At 73.1% G+C, this 20,629-nt stretch carries 21 protein-coding genes; 9 read left to right on the top strand and 12 right to left on the bottom strand.

Annotated features, from left to right (window positions below; translation table 11 throughout):
• The first annotated feature begins 125 nt into the window (after positions 1 to 125).
• Together ACGFMK_RS30180 and ACGFMK_RS30175 are read left to right on the top strand one after the other, a co-directional pair.
• Positions 126 to 536 (top strand): DUF6086 family protein, encoded by a 411-nt coding sequence (locus ACGFMK_RS30180; RefSeq protein ID WP_392770183.1) that lies wholly within the window; start codon positions 126 to 128, stop codon positions 534 to 536.
• A complete protein-coding gene (locus ACGFMK_RS30175; RefSeq protein WP_392770181.1) occupies positions 533 to 1,393 on the top strand; it encodes a hypothetical protein in 861 nt (286 codons plus the stop codon). Before ACGFMK_RS30180 ends, ACGFMK_RS30175 begins: the two co-directional genes overlap by 4 nt.
• On the opposite strand, the gene whiA is transcribed toward ACGFMK_RS30175, so the two are convergent.
• Genes whiA through uvrC form a run of 4 tightly spaced genes read right to left on the bottom strand, consistent with a single transcriptional unit; the run spans position 1,356 to position 6,218 of the window.
• Positions 1,356 to 2,351 carry a DNA-binding protein WhiA gene (whiA, locus tag ACGFMK_RS30170; RefSeq protein WP_392770180.1) on the bottom strand — a complete coding sequence of 332 codons (996 nt, stop codon included), beginning with the start codon at positions 2,349 to 2,351 and terminating at the stop codon, positions 1,356 to 1,358. The genes ACGFMK_RS30175 and whiA overlap by 38 nt on opposite strands.
• Entirely contained in the window at positions 2,351 to 3,343 is a 993-nt protein-coding gene (yvcK, locus tag ACGFMK_RS30165; RefSeq protein WP_392770283.1) for a uridine diphosphate-N-acetylglucosamine-binding protein YvcK, read from the bottom strand. Before yvcK ends, whiA begins: the two co-directional genes overlap by 1 nt.
• A 1-nt stretch (position 3,344) precedes the next feature.
• Positions 3,345 to 4,202, bottom strand: a complete 858-nt coding sequence (rapZ, locus tag ACGFMK_RS30160) for an RNase adapter RapZ (protein ID WP_003101350.1) — start codon at positions 4,200 to 4,202, stop codon at positions 3,345 to 3,347.
• A 42-nt stretch (positions 4,203 to 4,244) separates the two neighbouring features.
• A complete protein-coding gene (gene uvrC / locus ACGFMK_RS30155) occupies positions 4,245 to 6,218 on the bottom strand; it encodes an excinuclease ABC subunit UvrC (protein ID WP_392770177.1) in 1,974 nt (657 codons plus the stop codon).
• Between the two features lie 165 nt (positions 6,219 to 6,383).
• Here uvrC and ACGFMK_RS30150 point away from each other — a divergent pair, with 165 nt between their 5' ends.
• On the top strand, positions 6,384 to 7,106 hold the full coding sequence (locus ACGFMK_RS30150) for a S1 family peptidase (protein WP_392770175.1): 723 nt from the start codon (positions 6,384 to 6,386) through the stop codon (positions 7,104 to 7,106).
• Positions 7,107 to 7,179: 73 nt separating this feature from the next.
• Positions 7,180 to 7,956 carry an exodeoxyribonuclease III gene (locus tag ACGFMK_RS30145; RefSeq protein ID WP_392770173.1) on the top strand — a complete coding sequence of 259 codons (777 nt, stop codon included), beginning with the start codon at positions 7,180 to 7,182 and terminating at the stop codon, positions 7,954 to 7,956.
• 83 nt (positions 7,957 to 8,039) lie between these two features.
• Here the strand turns inward: ACGFMK_RS30145 and ACGFMK_RS30140 are convergent, their stop codons facing one another.
• From ACGFMK_RS30140 to rpe, 5 genes are all read right to left on the bottom strand, one after another.
• Positions 8,040 to 8,435, bottom strand: coding sequence for a PH domain-containing protein (locus ACGFMK_RS30140; RefSeq protein ID WP_392770281.1), 396 nt, complete (start codon positions 8,433 to 8,435; stop codon positions 8,040 to 8,042).
• Between the two features lie 50 nt (positions 8,436 to 8,485).
• On the bottom strand, positions 8,486 to 8,992 hold the full coding sequence (gene ribH, locus ACGFMK_RS30135; protein ID WP_392770171.1) for a 6,7-dimethyl-8-ribityllumazine synthase: 507 nt from the start codon (positions 8,990 to 8,992) through the stop codon (positions 8,486 to 8,488).
• Positions 8,989 to 10,308, bottom strand: coding sequence for a bifunctional 3,4-dihydroxy-2-butanone-4-phosphate synthase/GTP cyclohydrolase II (locus ACGFMK_RS30130; protein ID WP_392770278.1), 1,320 nt, complete (start codon positions 10,306 to 10,308; stop codon positions 8,989 to 8,991). The genes ribH and ACGFMK_RS30130 overlap by 4 nt, the downstream gene beginning before the upstream one ends.
• 11 nt (positions 10,309 to 10,319) lie before the next feature.
• On the bottom strand, positions 10,320 to 10,955 hold the full coding sequence (locus ACGFMK_RS30125) for a riboflavin synthase (protein ID WP_392770168.1): 636 nt from the start codon (positions 10,953 to 10,955) through the stop codon (positions 10,320 to 10,322).
• A gap of 87 nt (positions 10,956 to 11,042) precedes the next feature.
• Positions 11,043 to 11,714, bottom strand: coding sequence for a ribulose-phosphate 3-epimerase (gene rpe / locus ACGFMK_RS30120; protein WP_392770275.1), 672 nt, complete (start codon positions 11,712 to 11,714; stop codon positions 11,043 to 11,045).
• Positions 11,715 to 11,834: 120 nt separating this feature from the next.
• Between rpe and ACGFMK_RS30115 the strand changes: the two genes are divergently transcribed.
• The 5 genes from ACGFMK_RS30115 (at position 11,835) to ACGFMK_RS30095 (ending at position 17,627) form a co-directional block, all read left to right on the top strand.
• Positions 11,835 to 13,034 carry a sensor histidine kinase gene (locus tag ACGFMK_RS30115; RefSeq protein WP_392770165.1) on the top strand — a complete coding sequence of 400 codons (1,200 nt, stop codon included), beginning with the start codon at positions 11,835 to 11,837 and terminating at the stop codon, positions 13,032 to 13,034.
• Positions 13,031 to 13,690, top strand: coding sequence for a response regulator (locus tag ACGFMK_RS30110; RefSeq protein ID WP_392770162.1), 660 nt, complete (start codon positions 13,031 to 13,033; stop codon positions 13,688 to 13,690). The genes ACGFMK_RS30115 and ACGFMK_RS30110 overlap by 4 nt, the downstream gene beginning before the upstream one ends.
• Before the next feature lie 157 nt (positions 13,691 to 13,847).
• Entirely contained in the window at positions 13,848 to 15,239 is a 1,392-nt protein-coding gene (phoA, locus tag ACGFMK_RS30105) for an alkaline phosphatase (RefSeq protein ID WP_392770161.1), read from the top strand.
• Between the two features lie 118 nt (positions 15,240 to 15,357).
• Positions 15,358 to 16,467, top strand: a complete 1,110-nt coding sequence (locus ACGFMK_RS30100; RefSeq protein ID WP_392770159.1) for a serine hydrolase domain-containing protein — start codon at positions 15,358 to 15,360, stop codon at positions 16,465 to 16,467.
• 35 nt (positions 16,468 to 16,502) lie between these two features.
• A complete protein-coding gene (locus ACGFMK_RS30095) occupies positions 16,503 to 17,627 on the top strand; it encodes a serine hydrolase domain-containing protein (RefSeq protein WP_392770156.1) in 1,125 nt (374 codons plus the stop codon).
• 52 nt (positions 17,628 to 17,679) lie between these two features.
• Here the strand turns inward: ACGFMK_RS30095 and ACGFMK_RS30090 are convergent, their stop codons facing one another.
• Genes ACGFMK_RS30090 through fmt form a run of 3 tightly spaced genes read right to left on the bottom strand, consistent with a single transcriptional unit; the run spans position 17,680 to position 20,521 of the window.
• Positions 17,680 to 18,177, bottom strand: coding sequence for a flavoprotein (locus ACGFMK_RS30090; RefSeq protein ID WP_392770153.1), 498 nt, complete (start codon positions 18,175 to 18,177; stop codon positions 17,680 to 17,682).
• Positions 18,174 to 19,598, bottom strand: coding sequence for an RsmB/NOP family class I SAM-dependent RNA methyltransferase (locus tag ACGFMK_RS30085; protein ID WP_392770150.1), 1,425 nt, complete (start codon positions 19,596 to 19,598; stop codon positions 18,174 to 18,176). The genes ACGFMK_RS30090 and ACGFMK_RS30085 overlap by 4 nt, the downstream gene beginning before the upstream one ends.
• The gene (gene fmt / locus ACGFMK_RS30080; protein WP_392770147.1) at positions 19,595 to 20,521 is read right to left on the bottom strand and encodes a methionyl-tRNA formyltransferase; all 927 of its coding nucleotides are present in this window, start codon (positions 20,519 to 20,521) and stop codon (positions 19,595 to 19,597) included. Before fmt ends, ACGFMK_RS30085 begins: the two co-directional genes overlap by 4 nt.
• Between the last annotated feature and the right edge of the window lie 108 nt (positions 20,522 to 20,629).

Below are 20,629 nucleotides of genomic sequence, written 5' to 3'. Positions count from 1 at the left end.
TTTCGGCAACCACTCCCCCGTGCTACCGGGGTGTTACGAGTTGGCCCGGACGGCACCGATCCCGTTAACCGCGCCGGCCGAAAACCGGCTGACCAGCACGGCCCCGCGCTCTAGGCTCACCGCCGATGAGCCAGTACTTCACGATCGACGGCCACTGCGTGTGGAACCCGGCCAACGGACCCGGGCGGCTGTTCACGCGCCTGGCCGACGCGATGGTCGCGCATGCCGGGCGGCCGTCCGGGATCGGCGTGACGCCCGGCGACCCCGACGACCACCCGATCGACGGCCCGGTCTTCGCGGAGTTCGCCGACGTCCTGGTCGCCGGGTACCGCGCGACCTCGCACCCGGTCGACCGGGCGCTGCTCGAAGGGTTCGTGGCGACGGCCGCCGTCCTGGCCCGGCGCGGCGGCTGCGCGCTGCCCGCCCTCGACGGCCCGGCCGGGAGGTCGACGCGGGACATCCCGGGCGGCGGCGCGGCCGGACCGGACCGGCTGGCCGAGCTGATGGCCGAGTACGAACGGGCGATGCCGGTGTGATCGAGCCGAACCGGCCGTTCCGATGGGACCTCGTACGCCCGGACCACCTCGGCTCCCTCCTGGACGGGGTACCCGCGCCCGAGCTGTGGTTCCTCGACGACCTCGTCGACTGCGCCGCGAAGGTGCTCGCGCGGTCCGGGGACGGTGACCTGTACTTCGTCGGCCGGTCCGGGGACTCCGTGTTCGACCTGCTCGGCGGCGCGCTGCCCGAGCCGGCGCGGCTGCACCTGCTGCCGCTGTCCACCGGGCTCGTGGACCACCCTCTCTTCGGCCGCCTCCACCCGGCCGAGGTGGCGCAGCTGCGGGCGAACCTCGCCGCGCACGGGCTCACGCCCGGCCTGCTCGCCCGGGGGGCGAAGCCGGTCGTCCTCGTCGACGTGGTGTCGTCCGGCGGGACTTTCGGGAAGCTGCTGGACATCCTGCGGGACTGGGCCGCCGGCGAGCGCGCCGACTGGGCCGCGATCCGCCGCCGGCTCCGGATCGTCGGCCTGACCCGGCGGACGCACACCAGCCCGAACACCCGGCGGTGGCAGCAGCACGTCGGCTGGGCCCGGGACGTGACGATCCGGAACGTGTCCGTCGAGACCGCCCTGTTCAGCTACCTCGCGGACCACCAGCAGAAGCTCACGCGCTCGTTCGGCCGCGACCGGTGGGCCGCCGAAGCGGTCCGCTCACCCGCCCGCGATCCCCGCACCCGGCGGGCGCTGGCCGAGGCGCTCGCGATCGTCGAAGCCGGACGCTCACCGGCGGTGCGAACTCGGCTCGCCCGCGTGCTGCACCGCGAGCCCGCGATCGCCGAGCCCTGGCTGCGGGACCTCGTCAGGCGTCTTCCTCTTCTTCCAGCATCTCCGGGGTGACCGCGGACTCCGTGTCCGGGATGCTCAGGTCCTTCGCCCGCTTGTCCGCCATCGCCAGCAGCCGGCGGATGCGGCCGGCGACCGCGTCCTTCGTCATCTGCGGGTCCGACAGCTGGCCCAGCTCCTCCAGCGACGCCTGCCGGTTGGACAGCCGGAGCTTGCCCGCCGCCAGCAGGTGATCCGGGGCGGTGTCGCCGAGGATCTCCAGGGCGCGCTCGACCCGGGCCGCCGCCGCGACGGCCGCGCGGGCCGAGCGGCGCAGGTTCGCGTCGTCGAAGTTGGCCAGCCGGTTCGCCGTCGCGCGGACCTCGCGGCGCATGCGGCGTTCCTCCCACTGCAGCACGCTCGTGTGCGCGCCCAGGCGGGTCAGCAGCGCGCCGATCGCGTCGCCGTCGCGGACCACCACCCGGTCGGCGCCGCGGACCTCGCGCGACTTCGCCTGGATGCCCATCCGCCGGGCCGCGCCGACGAGCGCCAGCGCCGCCTCCGGGCCCGGGCACGTCACCTCGAGCGACGACGAGCGGCCCGGCTCCGTCAGGGAACCGTGGGCGAGGAACGCTCCCCGCCACGCCGCTTCCGCGTCGGCCACGCCGCCGGACACCACGGCCGCGGGCAGGCCGCGCACCGGGCGGCCGCGCTGGTCGATCAGCCCGGTCTGCCGGGCCAGTCCTTCGCCGTCCTTCACCACGCGCACCACGTACCGCGTTCCCTTGCGCAGCCCGCCGCTGGCGGTGATGACGTGGACGTCCGAATGGTGGCCGTAGAGTTCGTGGATCTCCTTGCGCAGCCGTCGCGCGACCGAGCCCGTGTCCAGCTCCGCCTCCACGACCACCCGGCCGGCCACGATGTGCAGCCCGCCGGCGAAGCGAAGCAGCGACGCGACCTCCGCCCGGCGCGGCCCGACCTTCGTGATCTCCAGCCGGCTCAGTTCGTCCTTCACCGCGGCGGTCATCGCCATTACTGCCCCTCCCTGCCTTTCGCTCCTCCCCCGTGCTCCCCGCCCCTGCCGAGACCGAGAGCCTCCCGCATGCATCGCGCGAGCGCATCAGGATCATGCCGTCCCGCCACTTCCGGGTCGCCCACCGCCCCCAGGTGGGCCCGCCCGCCGAGCCGCTGCGCCGCCCGCCGGAGATTCGCCGGGTCGGGGACCGAATCGCGGTCCGCGATCACCGCGTCCACCCGCAGATCCGGTGCGTGCTCGGAGAGTACGTCGAGGTGCCGCTCCGGCGAGAACCCCGCGGTTTCCCCCGGCTGGGGGACAAGGTTGAGCACGAGCACCTTCGTCGCCGACGTCTTCACGAGCGCGTCGTGCAGTCCGGGCACCAGCAGATGCGGTAAAACGCTCGTGAACCACGAGCCCGGGCCGAGGAAAACGACGTCGGCCGCCAGCACCGCCTCCACGGCTTCGGCGCACGCCACCGGCGGCCTTCCCGACCCGCCCGGCGCGCGCAGGCTGACGCGCTGCACCTGCCCCGGCGTCGACGCCACCGCGACCTGGCCGCGGATCGTGCGCAGCGCCGAGGGGTCTTCGCTGTCGAGGCCGCTGACCTGACCTTCGATCTCCAGTGGCTCCGGCGACATCGGCAGCACCCGGCCGGAGACGCCCATCAGCCGGCAGGCCTCGTCGAGCGCGGCGACCGGATCGCCGAGCACCTCGAACAGGCCCGCCAGCAGCAGGTTCCCGACCGCGTGCCCGGCCAGCGCGCCGTCACCGCCGAAGCGGTGCTGGAACACCTCGGCCCACAGCGTGCCGCCGTCCTCGGCGGCGAAGGCGGCGAACGCCTGCCGGAGGTCGCCCGGCGGCAGCAGGCCCAGTTCGCGCCGCAGCCGGCCGGACGACCCGCCGTCGTCGGCCACGGTGACGATCGCGGTGACGTCGGGGGTCACCCGCCGCACCGCGGACAACGTGGCGTGCAGTCCGTGGCCGCCCCCGAGGGCGACCGCCCGCACGTTATTCACGACCAAGGTCGCGGTGCACCACCTTCACGGCCATTCCGTCCTCTTTGGACAGACGCTGGGCGAGCTCGACCGACAGCGCCACACTGCGGTGCTTGCCGCCGGTGCAGCCGACGGCCAGCGTCAGGTACCGCTTGCCCTCGCGCTTGTAGCCGGCGCCGATGAGCCGCAGCAGCTGGTGGTAGCGGTCGAGGAACTCCTCGGCCCCCTCCTGCGAAAGGACGTAGTTGCGGACCTCGCCGTCGAGGCCCGTGTGCTCGCGCAGCTCCGGGATCCAGAACGGGTTCGGCAGGAACCGGACGTCCATCACCAGGTCCGCGTCCATCGGCAGGCCGTACTTGTAACCGAAGGACAGCACGGTGACGCGGGTCTGGGTGCTCGCCTCGGAGCCGAACGCGTCCTCGATCTTGGCGCGCAGGTCGTGCACCGACAGCGACGACGTGTCGAGCACCAGGTCGGCCTCTTCGCGCAGCGGCTCCAGCAGCGTCCGCTCCGCCGTGATGCCGTCGGCGAGCCGGCCGTCACCCTGCATCGGGTGCCCGCGGCGGACGGCCTCGAAGCGCCGGACCAGCACGGCGTCGGTCGCCTCCAGGAACAGCACGCGCGGCTTGTAGCCCCGGGCGTCCAGGTCCTTGATCACCGAGGCCAGGTCGTCGGTGAACGCGCGCGAACGCACGTCCATGACGACTGCCACTTTGGTGATCGCGCCGCGCGCCTGCGCGCCCAGCTCGACCATCGTGGCGATCAGCTCCGGGGGCAGGTTGTCCACGACGAACCAGCCCAGGTCCTCCAGGCACTTGGCCGCGGTGCTGCGGCCCGCTCCGGACAGCCCGGACACGACCGCGACCTCCATGCCGGACCCGCGGATCTCCTCTTGCGCACTCACAGTCTTTCCCTACTCCCCTGTCCTTGTGCCCGGGCCCGCGCCGGACTCCCCGGCCAGCGCGGCGACCACGGCCTCCGCGGTGCGCCTGCCGAAGCCGGGCACCGCCTCGATCTCCTCGACCCTGGCCTGCTTGAGCTTCTTCACCGAGCCGAAGTGCTTGATCAGCGCGGTGCGGCGAGCCTGCCCCAGCCCGGGCACACTGTCCAATTCGGACGCCTGCAGCCGCTTGGAGCGCTTCTCGCGGTGGTAGGTGATGGCGAAGCGATGCGCCTCGTCACGGAGCCGCTGCAGCAGGAACAGCCCCTCCGACGTCCGCGGCAGGATCACCGGATCGGGGTCGGCGGGCAGCCACACCTCTTCGAGCCGCTTCGCCAGCCCCACCACGGAAATGTCGGTGATGCCGAGCTCGGCCAGCACGTCCGCGGCCGCCGTGGCCTGCGGGCCGGCGCCGTCGACGACCAGCAGGTTCGGCGGGTAGGCGAACTTGCGCGGCCGGCCGGTCTCCGGGTCGAGGCCCGGCTTCGACGAGTCGATCGGGACGTCGGCCCCCTCGGCCGTTTCCTTGAGGTAGCGGTTGAACCGGCGCCGCACGACCTCGGCGATCGACGCGACGTCACCCTCTTCGGCCGCCTCGCGCAGCGCGAAGCGGCGGTACTCGGACTTGCGCGCCAGCCCGTCTTCGAAGACGACCAGCGACGCCACGACGTCACTGCCCTGGATGTGGCTGATGTCGATGCACTCGATGCGCAGCGGGGCGGTGTCCAGGGCCAGGAAGTCCTGCAGCTCGGTGAGCGCCGCCGACCGCGCGGTGAGGTCGCCGGCCCGGCGCAGCTTGTGCTGGGTGAACGCTTCGCCCGCGTTGCGCTCCACCGTCTCGGCCAGCGCCTTCTTGTCGCCGCGCTGCGGCACCCGCACCTGCACCCGCGAGCCGCGCAGGCCGGTCAGCCACTCCGAGAGCGCTTCGGCGTCCGCGGGCAGTTCCGGGACGAGGACCTCACGCGGGACGACCGGGCCGGCGTCGACGTCGTCACGGGCCTCGAGCTCGGCCTGCTCGCCGTAGAACTGCGTGATGAAGTGGTCGACCAGCGCCGGGACGTCCATCTCCTCGGCCTTGTCGATGACCCAGCCGCGCTGGCCGCGGACCCGGCCGCCGCGCACGTGGAAGACCTGGACGGCGGCCTCGAGGTCGTCGTGGGCGAACGCCACGACGTCGGCGTCCGTGCCGTCGCCGAACACCACGGCCTGCTTCTCCATCGCGCGGCGCAGCGCGCCGAGGTCGTCGCGCAGCCGGGCGGCGCGCTCGAACTCGAGTTCCTCGGACGCGGCCGCCATCTCGGCTTCGAGGCGCTTGATCATGACGTCGGTCTTGCCCGCCAGGAAGTCGCAGAAGTCCTCGACGATGTCGCGGTGCTCGTCGGCCGAGACCCGGCCCACGCACGGCGCCGAGCACTTCTCGATGTAGCCGAGCAGGCAGGGACGGCCGATCTGGCCGTGGCGCCGGAACACCCCGGCCGAGCAGGTGCGCGCCGGGAACACCCGCAGCAGCAGGTCGAGCGTCTCGCGGATGGCCCACGCGTGCGAGTAGGGCCCGAAGTACCGGACGCCCTTCTTGCGCGCGCCGCGGTAGACGAACAGGCGCGGGAACTCCTCGTTCAGCGTCACCGCGAGGACCGGGTAGCTCTTGTCGTCGCGGTAGCGGACGTTGAACCGCGGGTCGAACTCCTTGATCCAGTTGTACTCGAGCTGGAGCGCCTCGACCTCGGTGGTGACGACGGTCCATTCGACGCTCGCGGCGGTGGTGACCATCTGCCGGGTGCGCGGGTGCAGGCCCGAGAGGTCGGCGAAGTACGAGTTCAACCGGCTGCGCAGGCTTTTCGCCTTGCCCACGTAGATGACCCGCCTGGCCGAGTCGCGGAACTTGTACACGCCAGGGGCGTCCGGGATGCTCCCCGGCGAGGGACGGTAGGTGGTCGGGTCAGCCACGTACCCAGCCTATGGCTCGGCACCGACAGTTCTCGCACGCCCCCGGTTGCTCCGCCGGAAGTAGGGTGTTCGTCCGCTTCCGACCTTCGTCGGTGTCCCCCTCGGTGACGCGGTGGTTACTTTCCGGCCCAGCAGGTTCGGGTCCCATCCGAAAGGATCACCACCGTGAGCTCTCTCCGTGTCCTAGGTGCCGCTTCGGCGGCTGCCATCGCGCTGACCCTCGCGGGTGGCGCCGCCGCCTCGGCCGGCGTCCAGCCGAACATCGTCGGCGGGACGACCGCCCCGACCGTCTCGTGGGGCGCGCAGGTGTACGTCAACACCCCCGGCCGCGACTTCCAGGGCTTCAACTGCTCCGGCACGGTCATCGCCGCGCGCTGGGTGATGACCGCGGTGCACTGCCTCGACCAGGACGGCTCGGGCATGCACGTCAAGGTCGGCAGCAACACGCTGTTCTCCGGCACGCAGATCGCCGTCGACGGCGAGTACCAGTCCCCGAACGGCGACATCGCGCTGCTGCACCTGGCCTCGGCGACCAGCGCCGGCCCGATCTCGCTGGGCAGCGCCGACCCGTCGACCGGCAGCACCAACCAGCTCTACGGCTGGGGCCGCACCACGCCGACCGGCCCGCCGGCCTCGGCGCTGAAGGTGGCGAACGTCCAGGTCACCGGCCGCTCGTCGGACGCCTACGGCGGCCGCGCGATCCAGAGCGTCGGCATCAACGGCTCGGCCTGGAAGGGCGACTCGGGCGGCCCCGAGGTCTCGAACGGCGTCCAGGTCGGCGTCGCCTCGACGGTGCAGAACCAGAGCGGGACCAACACGCGCGGCACGAACAACTACGCGAGCGTGGCGTCGAGCCGGTCCTGGATCCGGTCGACCGCGGGCGTCTGAGGTTCGGCTCCGGAACGGGGCGGCGCAGCTGCGCCGCCCCGTTCCTGTCGGTGGCGTGTGGGAAACTCGCGGCATGCGGATCGCCACCTGGAACGTGAACTCCATCGTCCCCCGCCTGCCCCGGGTCCTGGAGTTCCTGGAGCAGACCGCGCCGGACGTGCTGTGCCTGCAGGAGCTGAAGAACACGACGGAGAAGTTCCCGGCCGCCGAGGTCGAGGCGCTCGGGTACGAGGTCGCCGCGTACGGGCTCGGGCGCTGGAACGGCGTCGGCATCGTGTCGCGGGTGGGCCTGTCGGACGTGGTGCGCGGCCTCCCGGACGAGCCGGCGTTCGAGGGCGCCGCCGAGGCGCGCGCGATCGGTGCGACGTGCGGCGGGGTGCGGGTGTGGTCGGTGTACGTGCCCAACGGGCGCGAGCCGGACAACCCGCACTACGCGTACAAGCTGGAGTGGCTGGAGTCGTTGCGGTCGATGGTTTCGTCGGAGCTGGCTTCCGGGCCGTTCGCGGTGCTCGGGGACTTCAACGTGGCCCCGACCGACGCGGACGTCTGGGACATCGCGGTGTTCGCGGAATCGACGCACGTGACACCCCCGGAGCGCGAAGCCCTGGCGCGGCTGCGCAAGCTGGGCCTGACGGACGTCTTCCCGAGGCCGCTGAAGTACGACCACCCGTTCACGTACTGGGACTACCGGGCGGGCAACTTCCCCAACAACAAGGGCATGCGGATCGACCTGGTGTACGGGAACGCGGCGTTCACGAACGCGGTGACGGACTCCTATGTGGACCGTGAGGCACGGAAGGGCAAGGGGCCTTCGGACCACGCGCCCATCGTGGTGGACCTGGACCTCTGATCCGGCCCGGGCTTGAAGTCCGTGAATGTCGCATTGAGGGACTCTAAGTCCCTCAATGCGACATTCACGGCTTTGTCGTCGAGTCAGCCGCCCGTCGCGGCGCGGTGCAGTTTTCGCAGTGCCCGTACCGCTTCCACCGCGCGGTCCCGGTCCACCGACTGGACGGCCATCACCGCGTGGTACTCGTCCTCCGGCAGTTCCAGCCTGGCCCACGACGCGCCGTCCGGGAAGCTCACCGAGAGCACCTCGCTCCACGCGAAGTGGCGGGTGATCAGCACGTTGCGGACCTCGATGCCCTCGTCGTCCGCCCGGACGCGGGCGATCGCGAACAGCATCACGCCGCACGCCAGCAGGATGCCGATGCCGACCATCGCCGCCTGGTCGGAGCGCTGGAAGCGGACGCCCGTGTCGCCGTTGCGCAGCAGCACCGCCACCACGACGAACACCGCCAGCAGCGCCACCGCCAGCACGCTGCACATGATCAGCGCACGCCGGGGACGGATCACCAACGTCTCGGAAGTACTCACGCTCACACGAAGCCCCGCTCGGTCCACGGCTGGCGCAGGCTCCGCAGCACGTGCGCGCTGTCCAGCGCCGCCACCGTCGCCTCGTAGCCCTTGTCCTCCTTGGCGCCCGGGCGGCCCGAGCGGTCCAGGGCCTGTTCCTCCGTGTCACACGTCAAGACGCCGTTGCCGACCGGGGTGCTCTCGTCGAGCGCCACCCGGGTCAGGCCGGCCGTCACCGCGTCGCACACGTACTCGAAGTGCGGGGTGCCGCCGCGGATGACCACGCCCAGCGCGACGACCGCGTCGTGGTTGCGGGCCAGCGCCTGCGCCACCACCGGGAGCTCGATCGCGCCGGCGACGCGGACGACCGTCGGCTCCTCCTCGAGTTCCGCTTCCTTGGCCGCGAACAGGGCCCGCTCCAGCAGGACGTCGGTGATGGCGGCGTTCCACTTGGTGGACACGATGCCGAGCTTCAGCGACTTGCAGTCGGAGAGGTCCAGCTTGAGGTCGGGACGGCCTTCGCCGCTCACAGCGCTCCTCCGTCGGGGTGCTCGGTGCCCGCGCCGACCTGGTCGTAGTGCTCCAGCTGGGCCAGGTCGTGGCCCATCCGGTCGCGCTTGGTCCGCAGGTAGCGCAGGTTCTCCGGGTTCGGCGAGATCGGCAGCGGCACCCGCCCGGTGACGCGCAGGCCGTACCCCTCCAGGCCGATCCGCTTGGCCGGGTTGTTCGACAGCAGCCGCATGGTGCGGACGCCGAGGTCGCAGAGGATCTGCGCGCCGGTGCCGTAGTCGCGGGCGTCGGCCGGGACGCCGAGGGCGAGGTTGGCGTCGACCGTGTCGGCGCCGTCGTCCTGCAGCTGGTAGGCCTGCAGCTTGTGCAGCAGGCCGATGCCGCGGCCCTCGTGGCCGCGGATGTAGAGCACGACGCCACGGCCTTCGGCGGCGACGGCGGCCAGCGCCGCGTCCAACTGAGGCCCGCAGTCGCAGCGCAGCGAGCCGAAGACGTCGCCGGTCAGGCACTCGGAGTGGACGCGGACCAGGATGTCCTGGCCGTCGCCGATCTCGCCGTAGACGAACGCGACGTGCTCGATGCCGTCCAGCAGCGAGTCGTAGCCGACCGCGCGGAACGTGCCCGCGGCCAGCGGGATGCGCGCTTCGGCGACCCGCTCGACCTGCTTCTCGGTGCGGCGGCGGTAGGCGATCAGGTCGGCGATGGTGATGATCGCCAGGTCGTGGTCGGCCGCGAAGACCTCGAGCTCGTCGCGGCGGGCCATGTCGCCCTCGTCCTTCTGCGACACGATCTCGCAGAGCACGCCGGCCGGCGCGAGGCCGGCCATCCGGGCCAGGTCGACCGACGCCTCGGTGTGCCCGGGACGGCGGAGCACGCCGCCCTCCTTCGCGCGCAGCGGGACGACGTGGCCGGGACGGCGGAAGTCCTTCGCGGTCGACGCCGGGTCGGCGAGCAGCCGGATCGTGTGCGCGCGGTCGGCGGCCGAGATGCCGGTGCTGATGCCCTCGGCGGCGTCCACCGTGACGCTGTACGCGGTGCCGCGCGCGTCCTGGTTCGTGTGGTACATCGGCGGCAGGTCCAGCCGGTCGGCCTCGGCCTCGGTCAGCGCCACGCAGACGTACCCCGAGGTGTAGCGGACCATGAACGCCAGCAGCTCCGGGGTCGCCTTCTCCGCCGCGAAGATGAGGTCGCCCTCGTTCTCGCGGTCTTCGTCGTCGACCACGACGACCGCGCGGCCCGCCGCGACGTCCGCGATCGCCCGCTCGATGGCGTCGGCGTCGAACACCGCCCCGGCACCGCACGGGGTCCAGCCCGCTTCGGGCTCGGCCGAACTCATCCCAGGCTCGCTCATGACCGCTCCTCCGTGCTGCCGCCGCCGTCCCGATTCTGCACCTGGTCGCGGATATGCGCCTCGGCCAGCTTTTCGACGTACTTCGCGACCACGTCGACCTCGAGGTTGACCAGGTCGCCGGCTTCCCGGCCGCCGAGTGTGGTCACCTCGAGGGTGGTCGGGATCAGCGCCACCTTGAACCGGTCGGCGGTGACCGCCGCGACGGTCAGGGAGATCCCGTCGACCGCGATCGACCCCTTCTCGACCACGTACCGGGCCAGGTGCCCCGGCAGCGCGAAGGTCGTGACGCCGGTTTCGTCGCGGGAGAGGAACACGCCCGTCCCGTCGACGTGCCCCTGCATGATGTGCCCGCCGAGCCGGCCGCCGGCCGGGGTGGCGCGCTCCAGGTTGACCCGGTCGCCGACGGCGACCTTGGCCAGGCTGGACCGCTGCAGCGTCTCGTGGACGACGTCGACGGTGAACTCGCCGTCGGCGACGTCGACCACCGTCAGGCAGACGCCGCTGACCGCGATCGAGTCGCCGTGGCCGGCGTCGCTCGTCACCAGCGGCCCGCGGACCCGCAGGCGCGCCGCGTTGGTCAGCTGCTCGACCGCGGTGACCTCGCCGATCTCCTCGACTATGCCGGTGAACACGTCCGCTGCCTCCTCATAACCGGGACCCTCTCCATCCAACACCCGAGACGACGGTGCGGCTTCTCCGCCCGCGCCTCGGTACCGGATTCAGCCCGCTCGGACGCGTGCGGCCTGCTCACGCAGGGCGGCGACCGCCTTGCCGGGGTCCGCGGCGCCGTAGACGGCGGACCCGGCGACGAAGCAGTCGACACCCGCTTCGGCCGCTTGCTCGATGGTGTCGGCGTTGATCCCGCCGTCGATCTCGACGACCAGCTTCAGGTGCCCGGTGTCGACCAGCCGCCGCGCGGTGCGGACCTTGTCCAGGACCTCGGCGATGAACGACTGCCCGCCGAAGCCCGGCTCGACCGACATGACCAGCAGCGTGTCGTAGTGCTTGAGCGCGTCGAGCCACGGCTCGAGCGCGGTGCCCGGCTTGACCGACAGCCCGGCCTTCGCGCCCGCGGCACGCAGGTTCTTGGCCAGCGCGACCGGGTCCTTCGCGGCTTCGGCGTGCACGGTGACGTTGTAGGCGCCGGCTTCGGCGTACCCGATCGCCCAGCGGTCCGGGTCGTCGATCATCAGGTGGCAGTCGATCGGCACGTCGGTGCTCTTGAGCAGCGCCTTGACCACGGGCAGGCCCAGGGTCAGGTTGGGGACGAAGTGCGCGTCCATGACGTCCACGTGCACCCAGTCGGCGCGGGTGTCGCCGCTGCCGGCCACGGCGGCGATCTCCTCGCCGAGCCGGGCGAAGTCCGCGGACAGGATGCTGGGGGCGATCAGGGGTCGGTCTGCCACGTCCCGAGTGTAGGAGGCCGCTGCTAACGGTCGCTAACCGGTTGTGACCAGAATCTGGCTCCCGAGAGGGAAGTCACCCGTCTCCGGCCGTCCTACGCTCGCCGCATGCCCGGATTCCTCCAGTCCCTGACGCGGATCGGCAGCTACCGCAGCCTGCTCCACGCCGCCGCGGGCGCCGCCATCGCGGCGCCGGTGGCCCCCTTCGCCCTCGCCGTCGCCGTGTCCGTCGAAGCCGATTCCCGGATCCGCGCGCTCCTCGCCCTGCTCGCCCTCGCCGTCCTGATGGGACTGCTGGGGTTGCTGGGACCGGTGCGGCGCCTCGGCGTCGGCCTGGCGAACACCCTGCTCGGCACCCGGATCCCGGCACCGGCGGGCCGCCCGGACGCCGAATCGCGGCTGCGGTCGGGCCTGTGGCTGGCGCTGCACACGGCGGCCAGCGGGATCCTCTTCACCGTGCTGGCCTTCCTGGGCCTCGGGATGCTCGTGCCCGCGGTGTGGCTGGTGGGCGGGCAGGACGAGATCTCGCTGTTCTGGTCCGGCGTCCCGCTCGGGGCGTGGACCATCCCGTTCGGGCTGGCCGCGGTCCTCGCGGCGCTCGCGCTGACCGCGGCCGCCACCCTCGGCCTCCGCGTCGGCGCGACGGCGCTGCTCGGCCCGTCCGCGGCCGAGCTCACGGCGCTGGCCGAGCGCCGCGCGGCCGTGCTGGCCCAGCGCAACCGGCTGGCCCGCGAGCTGCACGACTCGATCGGGCACACGCTGACGACGTCGACCCTGCACGCCGCGGCGGCGGTCGGCCTGGTCGAGACCGACCCGGCCCAGGTGCGGCGGGCACTGGGCACGATCGAAGAGTCCTCGCGCAGCGCGCTCGAAGACCTCGACCACGTCCTGGGCCTGCTGCGGGAGGAGCCGGCCGCCAAGGAGCCGACGCGCACGCTGACCGAGGTGGACGTCCTGGCCGTGCGCGCCCGCGAAGCCGGGCTCGACGTCCGGCTGACCGTCCGCGGCCCGGTCGCCGCGCTGCCCGCGACCGTGTCGCGCGAGGGCTACCGGATCGTCCAGGAGGGCCTGACCAACGCGCTGCGGCACGCGGGCCCCGGCGAGGTGGACGTCCGCGTCGAGGCCGGGCCGGACCGCCTGGAGATCGCGGTCGTCAACGCACTGGACGGGACCGGGCCGAGGTCGGGACGGCGCGGGCTGGCCGGGCTCGCCGAGCGCGTCGAGGCCCTGCGCGGCGAGCTGGACGCGGGTCCGGACGGGCCGCGGTGGCGGCTGAACGCGACCATCCCGCTGCGGGCGGGCGCGTGAGCCCGGCCGTCCTGCTGGCCGACGACGAACCCCTGGTCCGCGCCGGTCTGCGGGCCCTGCTGGAGCAGCAGGGCCTGACCGTGGTCGGCGAGGCGGCCGACGGCGCCGGAGTACTGCCCGCCGTGCGCCGGACCGCGCCCGACGTCGTGCTGATGGACGTCCGGATGCCCGGCGTGGACGGCATCGAGGCCACCCGGCAGCTGCTGACCGCCCTGGCCGAGCCGCCGAAGGTCCTCGTCGTCACGACGTTCGACAACGACGACTACGTGCACGAGGCGCTGCTGGCCGGGGCCAGCGGGTTCATCCTGAAGCGGGCGCGCAAGGAGGAGCTCGCGCACGCCGTGCGGACCGTCGCGGCCGGCGAGTCGCTGCTGTTCCCCGAGGCGATCCGGCGGCTGGTCAGCGGGCGGACGGCCGGCGGCGCGCACGCGCGGGCGGCGAAGACGCTGACCCGGCGCGAGGCCGAGGTGCTGCGGCTGATCGCGACCGGACTGTCCAACCAGGACATCGCGGCCGCGCTGGTGATCAGCCTCGAGACCGTGAAGACCCACGTCGGGAACGTCTTCGGGAAGCTCGGCGCGGCCAACCGCAGCCAGGCCGTCGTCATCGCCTACGAGGCGGGTGTCGTCCGGCCGGGACACCTCGCCGGTCAATAACCGACGTGCTCCCGGTCACCTCGGGGAAGTGATGAGTTCGGTCACCGGACACCTGGTGCTCACCTGCCGTCCGTCCACGGCACACATGCACCGGAACTAATGACCCATGTCCGAAATCCGGGCTCGAAACCCCCGAAGTCCCCCGAAGAGGAGAAACATGGCTTCGCTGTTCACCGGCCGTCGCCGGTGGCTGGTCGCCGGCGCGCTCGGCGCCGCGCTGGTCGCCGCCGCCCCGGTCGCACTGGCCGCCAACGGCTCCGGCAACGCCGACGCGCGCTCCGCCGGCTCCGGTGACCGCACCAACGACGTCCGCTCCGCGATCCAGGGCGGCTCCGCCCGCAACGTGATCCTGTTCCTCGGCGACGGCATGGGCCAGTCCGAGATCACCTCCGCGCGCAACTACGAGCGCGGCGCCGCCGGCCGGCTCGCGATGGACGAGCTGCCGCTGACCGGCGACTACACCACCTACGCCGTCGAGAAGGACAACCCCGGCAAGCCGAACTACGTGACCGACTCGGCCGCGTCCGGCACCGGCTGGGCCACCGGCGTCAAGACCTACAACGGCGCGATCTCGGTCGACGCGTACGGCAACCCCGTGCCGACGATCCTCGAGCTGGCCAAGCGCGGCGGCCTGCGCACCGGCGACGTCACCACCGCCGAGGTCCAGGACGCCACCCCGGCCGTGCTCGGCGCGCACGTCGTCAGCCGCGACTGCAAGGGCCCGGTCGAGACGACGGCCAAGTGCGCGGTCAACGCCAAGGAGAAGGGCGGCGCCGGCTCGATCTCCGAGCAGCTCGTCCAGACCCGCCCCGACGTCCTGCTGGGCGGCGGCGCGGCGTACTTCGACCAGACCGTCACGGCCGGCAAGTTCCAGGGCAAGACCGTCCTGGACCAGGCCAAGGCGGCCGGCTACAGCGTCGTGAACACCGCGGCGGACCTGGCGGCGGCGAAGAAGGGCAAGCCGGTCCTCGGCCTGTTCGCCAAGAACAACATGCCGGTGAACTGGACCGGGCCGGCCGCGGTCCACGGCGGCACCGCGCCGTCGCGCTGCACGCCGAACCCGGCCCTGCCGAAGACCCAGCCGAAGCTGGCCGACCAGACCCGCAAGGCGCTGGAGCTGCTGGACGACCGGCACTCGGACAAGGGCTTCTTCCTGCAGGTCGAGGGCGCGAGCATCGACAAGCAGGACCACGCGGCCGACCCGTGCGGCCAGATCGGCGAGGTGATCGACTTCGACGCGGCGATCGCGGCGGGCACGGCGTTCGCCCGCAGCCACCCCGACACGCTGGTGCTGGTGACCGCCGACCACGGCCACAGCAGCCAGATCGTCGAGCCGACGGCCACCCCGGGCCTGACCGCGACGCTCGTCACCAACGAGGGCGCGAACATGACCCTGGCCTACGGCACCGCCGAGACGGGCGGCTCGCAGTCGCACACCGGCACCCAGGTCCGCATCGCGGCCATGGGCCCGCAGGCGGCGAACGTCGTCGGCCTGACCAACCAGACCGACCTGTTCGGCACGCTGAAGCGGGCCCTGCGCCTGCGCTGACCCGCTTTCGGGCTCTGGAGGTGGGGCTGGCCCCCGGAACCTTCGGGCGGTCTGCCCCAATGCCCCCTGGTGTCGGGCTCCCTAGGTTGGGGAGCACCACGACACCAGGGGGTTCTTCATGCGGAAGTCCTTGCGCGGCAGGCGGATCGTCGCCTGCGGCACGCTCGTCGCGCTCCTCGCGGCGACCACCGCGGCACCGGCGCTCGCCGCCACGAGCCCGCTCCAGGGCGCGCTCGACACCCTGACCGCCCAGGACGGTGTGCCGGGCGCCGAAGCCGTCGTCCAGGACGGCTTCCGGACGCGCGTCACGCGCAGCGGCACCGGGGACGTCACCACCGGGAAACCGTTCCCGCGCAACGGTTCCTTCCGCGTGGGCAGCGTCACGAAGTCGTTCGTCGCGACCGTCGTGCTCCAGCTCGCCGGCGAGGGCCGGGTGAAGCTGGACGCGCCGGTCGAGCGGTACCTGCCGGGCCTGCTGCCGGACCGGCGGATCACCGTGCGGCAGCTGCTGCAGCACACCAGCGGGCTGTACAACTACACCGACGACCTGGACCTGTCCGATCCGGAGGCACTGCGCCACCGCGGCGCGGACCCGGCCGAGCTGGTGGCGATGGCGGTGAAGCACCCCGCGTTGTTCCCACCCGGCACGAGCTGGTCGTACTCGAACACCAACTACATCGTCGCGGGGATGCTCGCCGAACGCGTGACCGGGCACGCGCTGGGCGACGAGATCGCCCACCGGATCACCCGCCCGCTGGGCCTGCGCGACACGTACCTCCCACGCCGCGGTGACGAGAAGCTGCCCGCGCCGCACGCCGTCGGTTACGTGCCGATCGACGGAAACCTGGTCGACTTCAGCGACTACGACGCCACGATCGCGGGAGCGGCGGGCGGGCTCGTGTCCACCCCGGCCGACCTCGACCGGTTCTACGGCGCCCTCCTCAGCGGGCAGCTGCTGCGTCCCGCCGAGCTGGCCGAGATGCGGCGCACGGTCCCGGCCGACCTCGGCGTCCCGGGCGCCCGCTACGGCCTGGGGCTGGGCCGCATCCCGCTGTCGTGCGGGGAGTTCTGGGGCCACGAAGGCGGGGTCCTCGGCTTCACCAACGTCGCCGGCGTCGGCCCGGGCGGCCGGCGCGCGACGGTCGTCTTCAACCAGAACCCGGCACCGGAGGCCGCGAACGCGCACCTGCTCGCCGCGACGGACGCGGCCCTCTGCTCCGGCCGGTAGATCCAGGGAACACCGAAACCCCAGGGGGTTGTTTCATGCGGAAGTCTTTACCCGGCAAGCGGATCGTCGCGTGCGGCACGCTCGTCGCGCTCCTCGCGGCGACCACCGCGGCACCGGCGCTCGCCGTCGCGGCGAATCCGGTGCGGCAGGCGCTGGACCGGGTCACCGCCCAGGGCGGCGCGCCCGGCGTCGAAGCCGTCGTCACCGACCACGGCCGCGTCACCGAGACGCGCAGCGGGGCCGGCGACCTGGCCACCGGGAAGCCGTACCCGCGGGACGCGAAGTTCCGCGTCGGCAGCATCACCAAGACGTTCGTCGCGACGGTGGTGCTGCAGCTCGTCGCCGAAGGGAAGGTCAAGCTCGACGAGCCGATCGAGCGGTACCTGCCGGGCCTGATCACCGGCAACGGGAACGACGGCCGGAAGATCACCGTGCGGAACCTGCTGCAGCACACCAGTGGGCTCTACAACTACACCGACGACGTGCTGACGGCGGACCCTGAGTCCCTACGCCATCGCGGCGCCGAACCCGGCGAACTGGTCGCGATCGCGCTGAAGCACCCGCCTCTGTTCGCACCCGGCGGTTCCTGGTCCTACTCGAACACCGACTACATCGTCGCCGGGATGCTCGTCGAGAAGGTCACCGGCCACGGTCTCGCCACCGAGATCGACCGGCGGATCGCCCGGCCGCTCGGCCTGCGCGACACGGCACTGCCCGGCCGTGGCGACGAACAGCTGCCGGCGCCGCACCCGCGCGGGTACGTGTCGCTCGGCGGGCCCCCGACCGACTTCACCGACTTCGACCCGACGATCGCCGGAGCCGCGGGCGCCCTCGTGTCGAGTGGCCGGGACCTGGACACGTTCTACACCGCGTTGCTCGCCGGCCGGCTGCTGCCCGCCGAGCAGCTCGCGCAGATGCGGCGCACGGTCCCGGCCCCGAGCGAGCCCGGCGCCGACTACGGCCTCGGCCTGATCCGCCGGACCCTGCCGGACGGCACGCCGTACTGGGGCCACGACGGGGGGATCTTCGGCTTCGCCACGCTGGCCGGCGCCCTCGACGGCGGCCCGGCCGCCGCCGTGTCGGTCAACGAGCTTCCCGCGCCCGACGGCGTGCAGCAGAACACCGAGACGGCGTTCGAGGTCGCGCTGGCCCGGAAGTAGCCAGAACTGTCGGTGCCCACCGGTAGCGTGGAGATCGGGGGGCGCCGCCCGCTCAGGGCAGCAGGTCCAGGGCTTCGGTCCACGGCCGCCGCGGATCCAGGCGGTGCAGCGTCACCCCGGCGCCCGCGAGGGTGTCGAGGTGGCGCTGCCACGCCGGGTGGTGCACCCGGGTGTCCTGGATCTGGTAGGCCACCACGACCGTGATCCCGGGCGCGCCCAGGACGTCGCCGAGCACGGTCAGCGCCTGGTTGTCCGCGATCCCGAGCGCCAGCTTCGCGACGGAGTTGGCCGACGCCGGGGCGAACAGGAACACCGCCGGGTCCGGGTGCGGCCGCGGCTCCCCCGGCAGCCGGGACACACCGCGCACCGGCAGGTCGGTCGCCGCCTCGACGTCGGCCAGCGCGCCGGTCGACTCCAGCCAGCGCATCGCCGTCGGGGTCAGCGTGATCGCCGTCCGCCAGCCGCGGGCGGCGGCGGGCCGGGCCAGCTCGGCGGCGAACCGGACGTCCAGCCCGCCGCACGAGCCGGCCACCAGCCCGAGGTCCCTCACGGCTTGCGGAGCACGGCGCAGAACATCGCGTCGGTGCCGTGGCGGTGCGGCCACAGCTGCACGTACGGCCCGTCACCGAGCTCCGGCACGCCGGGGAAGAACTCCCGCGAGTCCAGCACTTCGGCCTTGAGCCGCCGCGCCGTCTCGCCGAAGACGCCCTCGGTCTCGGCCAGGTGCGGCGAGCAGACGACGTAGGTGAGCGCGCCGCCGGGGCGCAGCAGGGCGTAGGCCGCGTTGAGCAGCTCACCCTGCAGCTTCGTCAGGTCCGCGACGTCGGAGGGCTGGCGCCGCCAGCGTGCCTCCGGCCGCCGTCGCAGCGCGCCGAGCCCGCTGCAGGGAGCGTCGACGAGGATCCGGTCGTAGCCCGGTTCGAGGCCGGATTCGCGGCCGTCGGCGACGAACACCTTCACCGGCAGGTTGATCGTGGCCTTCTCGACCAGCTTCGCGCGGTGCGGCGCCTTCTCGACGGCGTCCACGGTCGCGCCGCTCAACGCCGCGAGCGAACCGAGCAGGGCCGCCTTGCCACCGGGACCGGCGCACAGGTCGAGCCAGCGCTCGTCCGAGCCGTCGACCGGCACCTTCGTCGCGGCGATCGCGCAGAGCTGGCTGCCCTCGTCCTGCACCGCGGCCAGCCGCTCGCGGATCGGCTCGGCGTCGGCCGGGTCGCCGGCGCCCGCGGGCAGGCGCACGCCGTAGGGCGAGTACGGCGCGGGGTCGCCGCCGGTGATGGCGGCCAGCTCGTCGGCGGTGATCTCGCCCGGGCGGGCGACCAGGTGCACCTCCGGACGCGCGTCGTCGGCCTCGAGGGCGGCCTTCAGGCCGGCGCCCTTGTCCCCCAGCGCTTCGGCGAACGACCGGGCGATCCACCGCGGGTGCGCGGTGCGCAGCGCGTAGGCGCCGATCGGGTCGGTCGCGTCGTCCGGGGCCAGCTCGTCGAGCCAGGCGGCTTCGTCCTTTTCGGACGCCTTGCGCATGATGGCGTTCGCGAAACCCGTGGCCCACGAACCGGCTTCGGCGCGCACCAGGTCCACAGTGGACGTCACGGCGGCGTGCTCCGGGATGCGCGTGCGCAGCAGCTGGTAGACGCCGAGGCGCAACGCGTCGAGCACCGTGGGGTCGGTCTTGGCGATCGGCCGCTCGGCGTTGGCCTCGATGACGGCGTCGAGCAGGCCCTGCGCCCGCGACGTGCCGTAGGCCAGCTCGGTGGCCAGCGCCGCGTCCCGGCCGCTGATCCGCCGCTCGCGCAGCAGGTCCGGCAGGACGAGGTTGGCGTAGGCGTCCTTCTCGCGCACGGCGCGCAGGACGTCGAACGCGGCCTGGCGGGCGGGATCCACCTCCGGCGGGCGGCGCGGGCCTTCCTTGCGCGGGGCCGGGCGGCCCCGCATCGGCCGCGACGGCCGGCGTTCCCTGTTGTCGTTCACCGGAGGCGTTCTCCCTGCTCGATCCGTGTTCCGCGAGCCCAGTCGGTGGCCGCCATCCGTTTCTTGCCGGGTGCCTGGACATCGCCGAGCCGCAACGGCTTCGTCGCCGTCCCGACCAGCACCCGTTTGCGCTCCAGCACGAGCTCGCCCGGCGGCGGGCCGGGTTCGTCGAGCACCGTGACCGGGCCGAGCTTCAGCCGTTCCCCGCGGAACTCCGCCCACGCGCCCGGGTCCGGGGTGACCGACCGGATCTGGCGGTCGACCGCCGCGGCCGGGTCGGCGAAGGACACACGCGCGTCGTCGACCGTCACCTTCGGCGCGTAACTGACGCCTTCGGCGGGCTGCTCCTGCGCGCGCAGGGTGCCGTCGGCGAGCCCGTCCATGGTCGACAGCAGCAGCTTGGCGCCGGACTCCGCGAGCCGGCCGAGCAGCTCGCCCGACGTGTCGGTCGCGGCGATGGTCTCGGTGACCACGCCGAAGACCGGGCCCGCGTCGAGCTCCTTGACGATCCGGAACGTCGAGGCGCCGGTGATCTCGTCACCGGCGCGGATCGCGGCCTGCACCGGCGCGGCCCCGCGCCAGGCGGGCAGCAGCGAGAAGTGCAGGTTCACCCAGCCGAGCGACGGGATGTCGAGGGCGGACTGCGGCAGCAGCGCCCCGTAGGCGACGACCGGGCAGGCGTCCGGCGCGAGCTCGGACAGCCGCGCGAGGAAGGCCGGGTCGCCGGCACGGGCGGGCGTCAGCACCTCGATGCCGTGCTCGTCGGCGAGCGCGCCGACGGGTGAGCGGACGACGTGGCGGCCGCGCCCGGCCTGGGCGTCGGGGCGGGTGACGACGGCCACGACCTCGTGCCGGCCGGAGTCGAGCAGGGCACGCAGGGCGGGGACCGCCGGCTCGGGGGTGCCGGCGAAGACGAGCTTCATCGGCCCACCCCCGGCAGGAGCAGGGATTCAGGTGGCTGGAACATCGGGGCTGAGTCTAGAAGGCCCCCCTGATCGCGGCGCGCTGCGGTTGTCCACAACCCGGCCGTG

This window comes from Amycolatopsis sp. NPDC049252 (assembly GCF_043197175.1).
Classification (GTDB): domain Bacteria; phylum Actinomycetota; class Actinomycetes; order Mycobacteriales; family Pseudonocardiaceae; genus Amycolatopsis.
Note: the sequence above shows the minus strand (reverse complement) of the source record. Positions and strands in the feature narration are given on the sequence as shown.

Coding starts and splice junctions, on each gene's coding strand:
- ACGFMK_RS30180 (WP_392770183.1), top strand. CDS start 126: ATGAGCCAGTACTTCACGATCGACGGCCACTGCGTGTGGAACCCGGCC.
- whiA (WP_392770180.1), bottom strand. CDS start 2,351: ATGGCGATGACCGCCGCGGTGAAGGACGAACTGAGCCGGCTGGAGATC.
- rapZ (WP_003101350.1), bottom strand. CDS start 4,202: ATGGAGGTCGCGGTCGTGTCCGGGCTGTCCGGAGCGGGCCGCAGCACC.
- ACGFMK_RS30145 (WP_392770173.1), top strand. CDS start 7,180: ATGCGGATCGCCACCTGGAACGTGAACTCCATCGTCCCCCGCCTGCCC.
- ACGFMK_RS30140 (WP_392770281.1), bottom strand. CDS start 8,435: ATGTGCAGCGTGCTGGCGGTGGCGCTGCTGGCGGTGTTCGTCGTGGTG.
- ACGFMK_RS30130 (WP_392770278.1), bottom strand. CDS start 10,308: ATGAGTTCGGCCGAGCCCGAAGCGGGCTGGACCCCGTGCGGTGCCGGG.
- ACGFMK_RS30115 (WP_392770165.1), top strand. CDS start 11,835: ATGCCCGGATTCCTCCAGTCCCTGACGCGGATCGGCAGCTACCGCAGC.
- phoA (WP_392770161.1), top strand. CDS start 13,848: ATGGCTTCGCTGTTCACCGGCCGTCGCCGGTGGCTGGTCGCCGGCGCG.
- ACGFMK_RS30100 (WP_392770159.1), top strand. CDS start 15,358: ATGCGGAAGTCCTTGCGCGGCAGGCGGATCGTCGCCTGCGGCACGCTC.
- ACGFMK_RS30095 (WP_392770156.1), top strand. CDS start 16,503: ATGCGGAAGTCTTTACCCGGCAAGCGGATCGTCGCGTGCGGCACGCTC.
- fmt (WP_392770147.1), bottom strand. CDS start 20,521: ATGAAGCTCGTCTTCGCCGGCACCCCCGAGCCGGCGGTCCCCGCCCTG.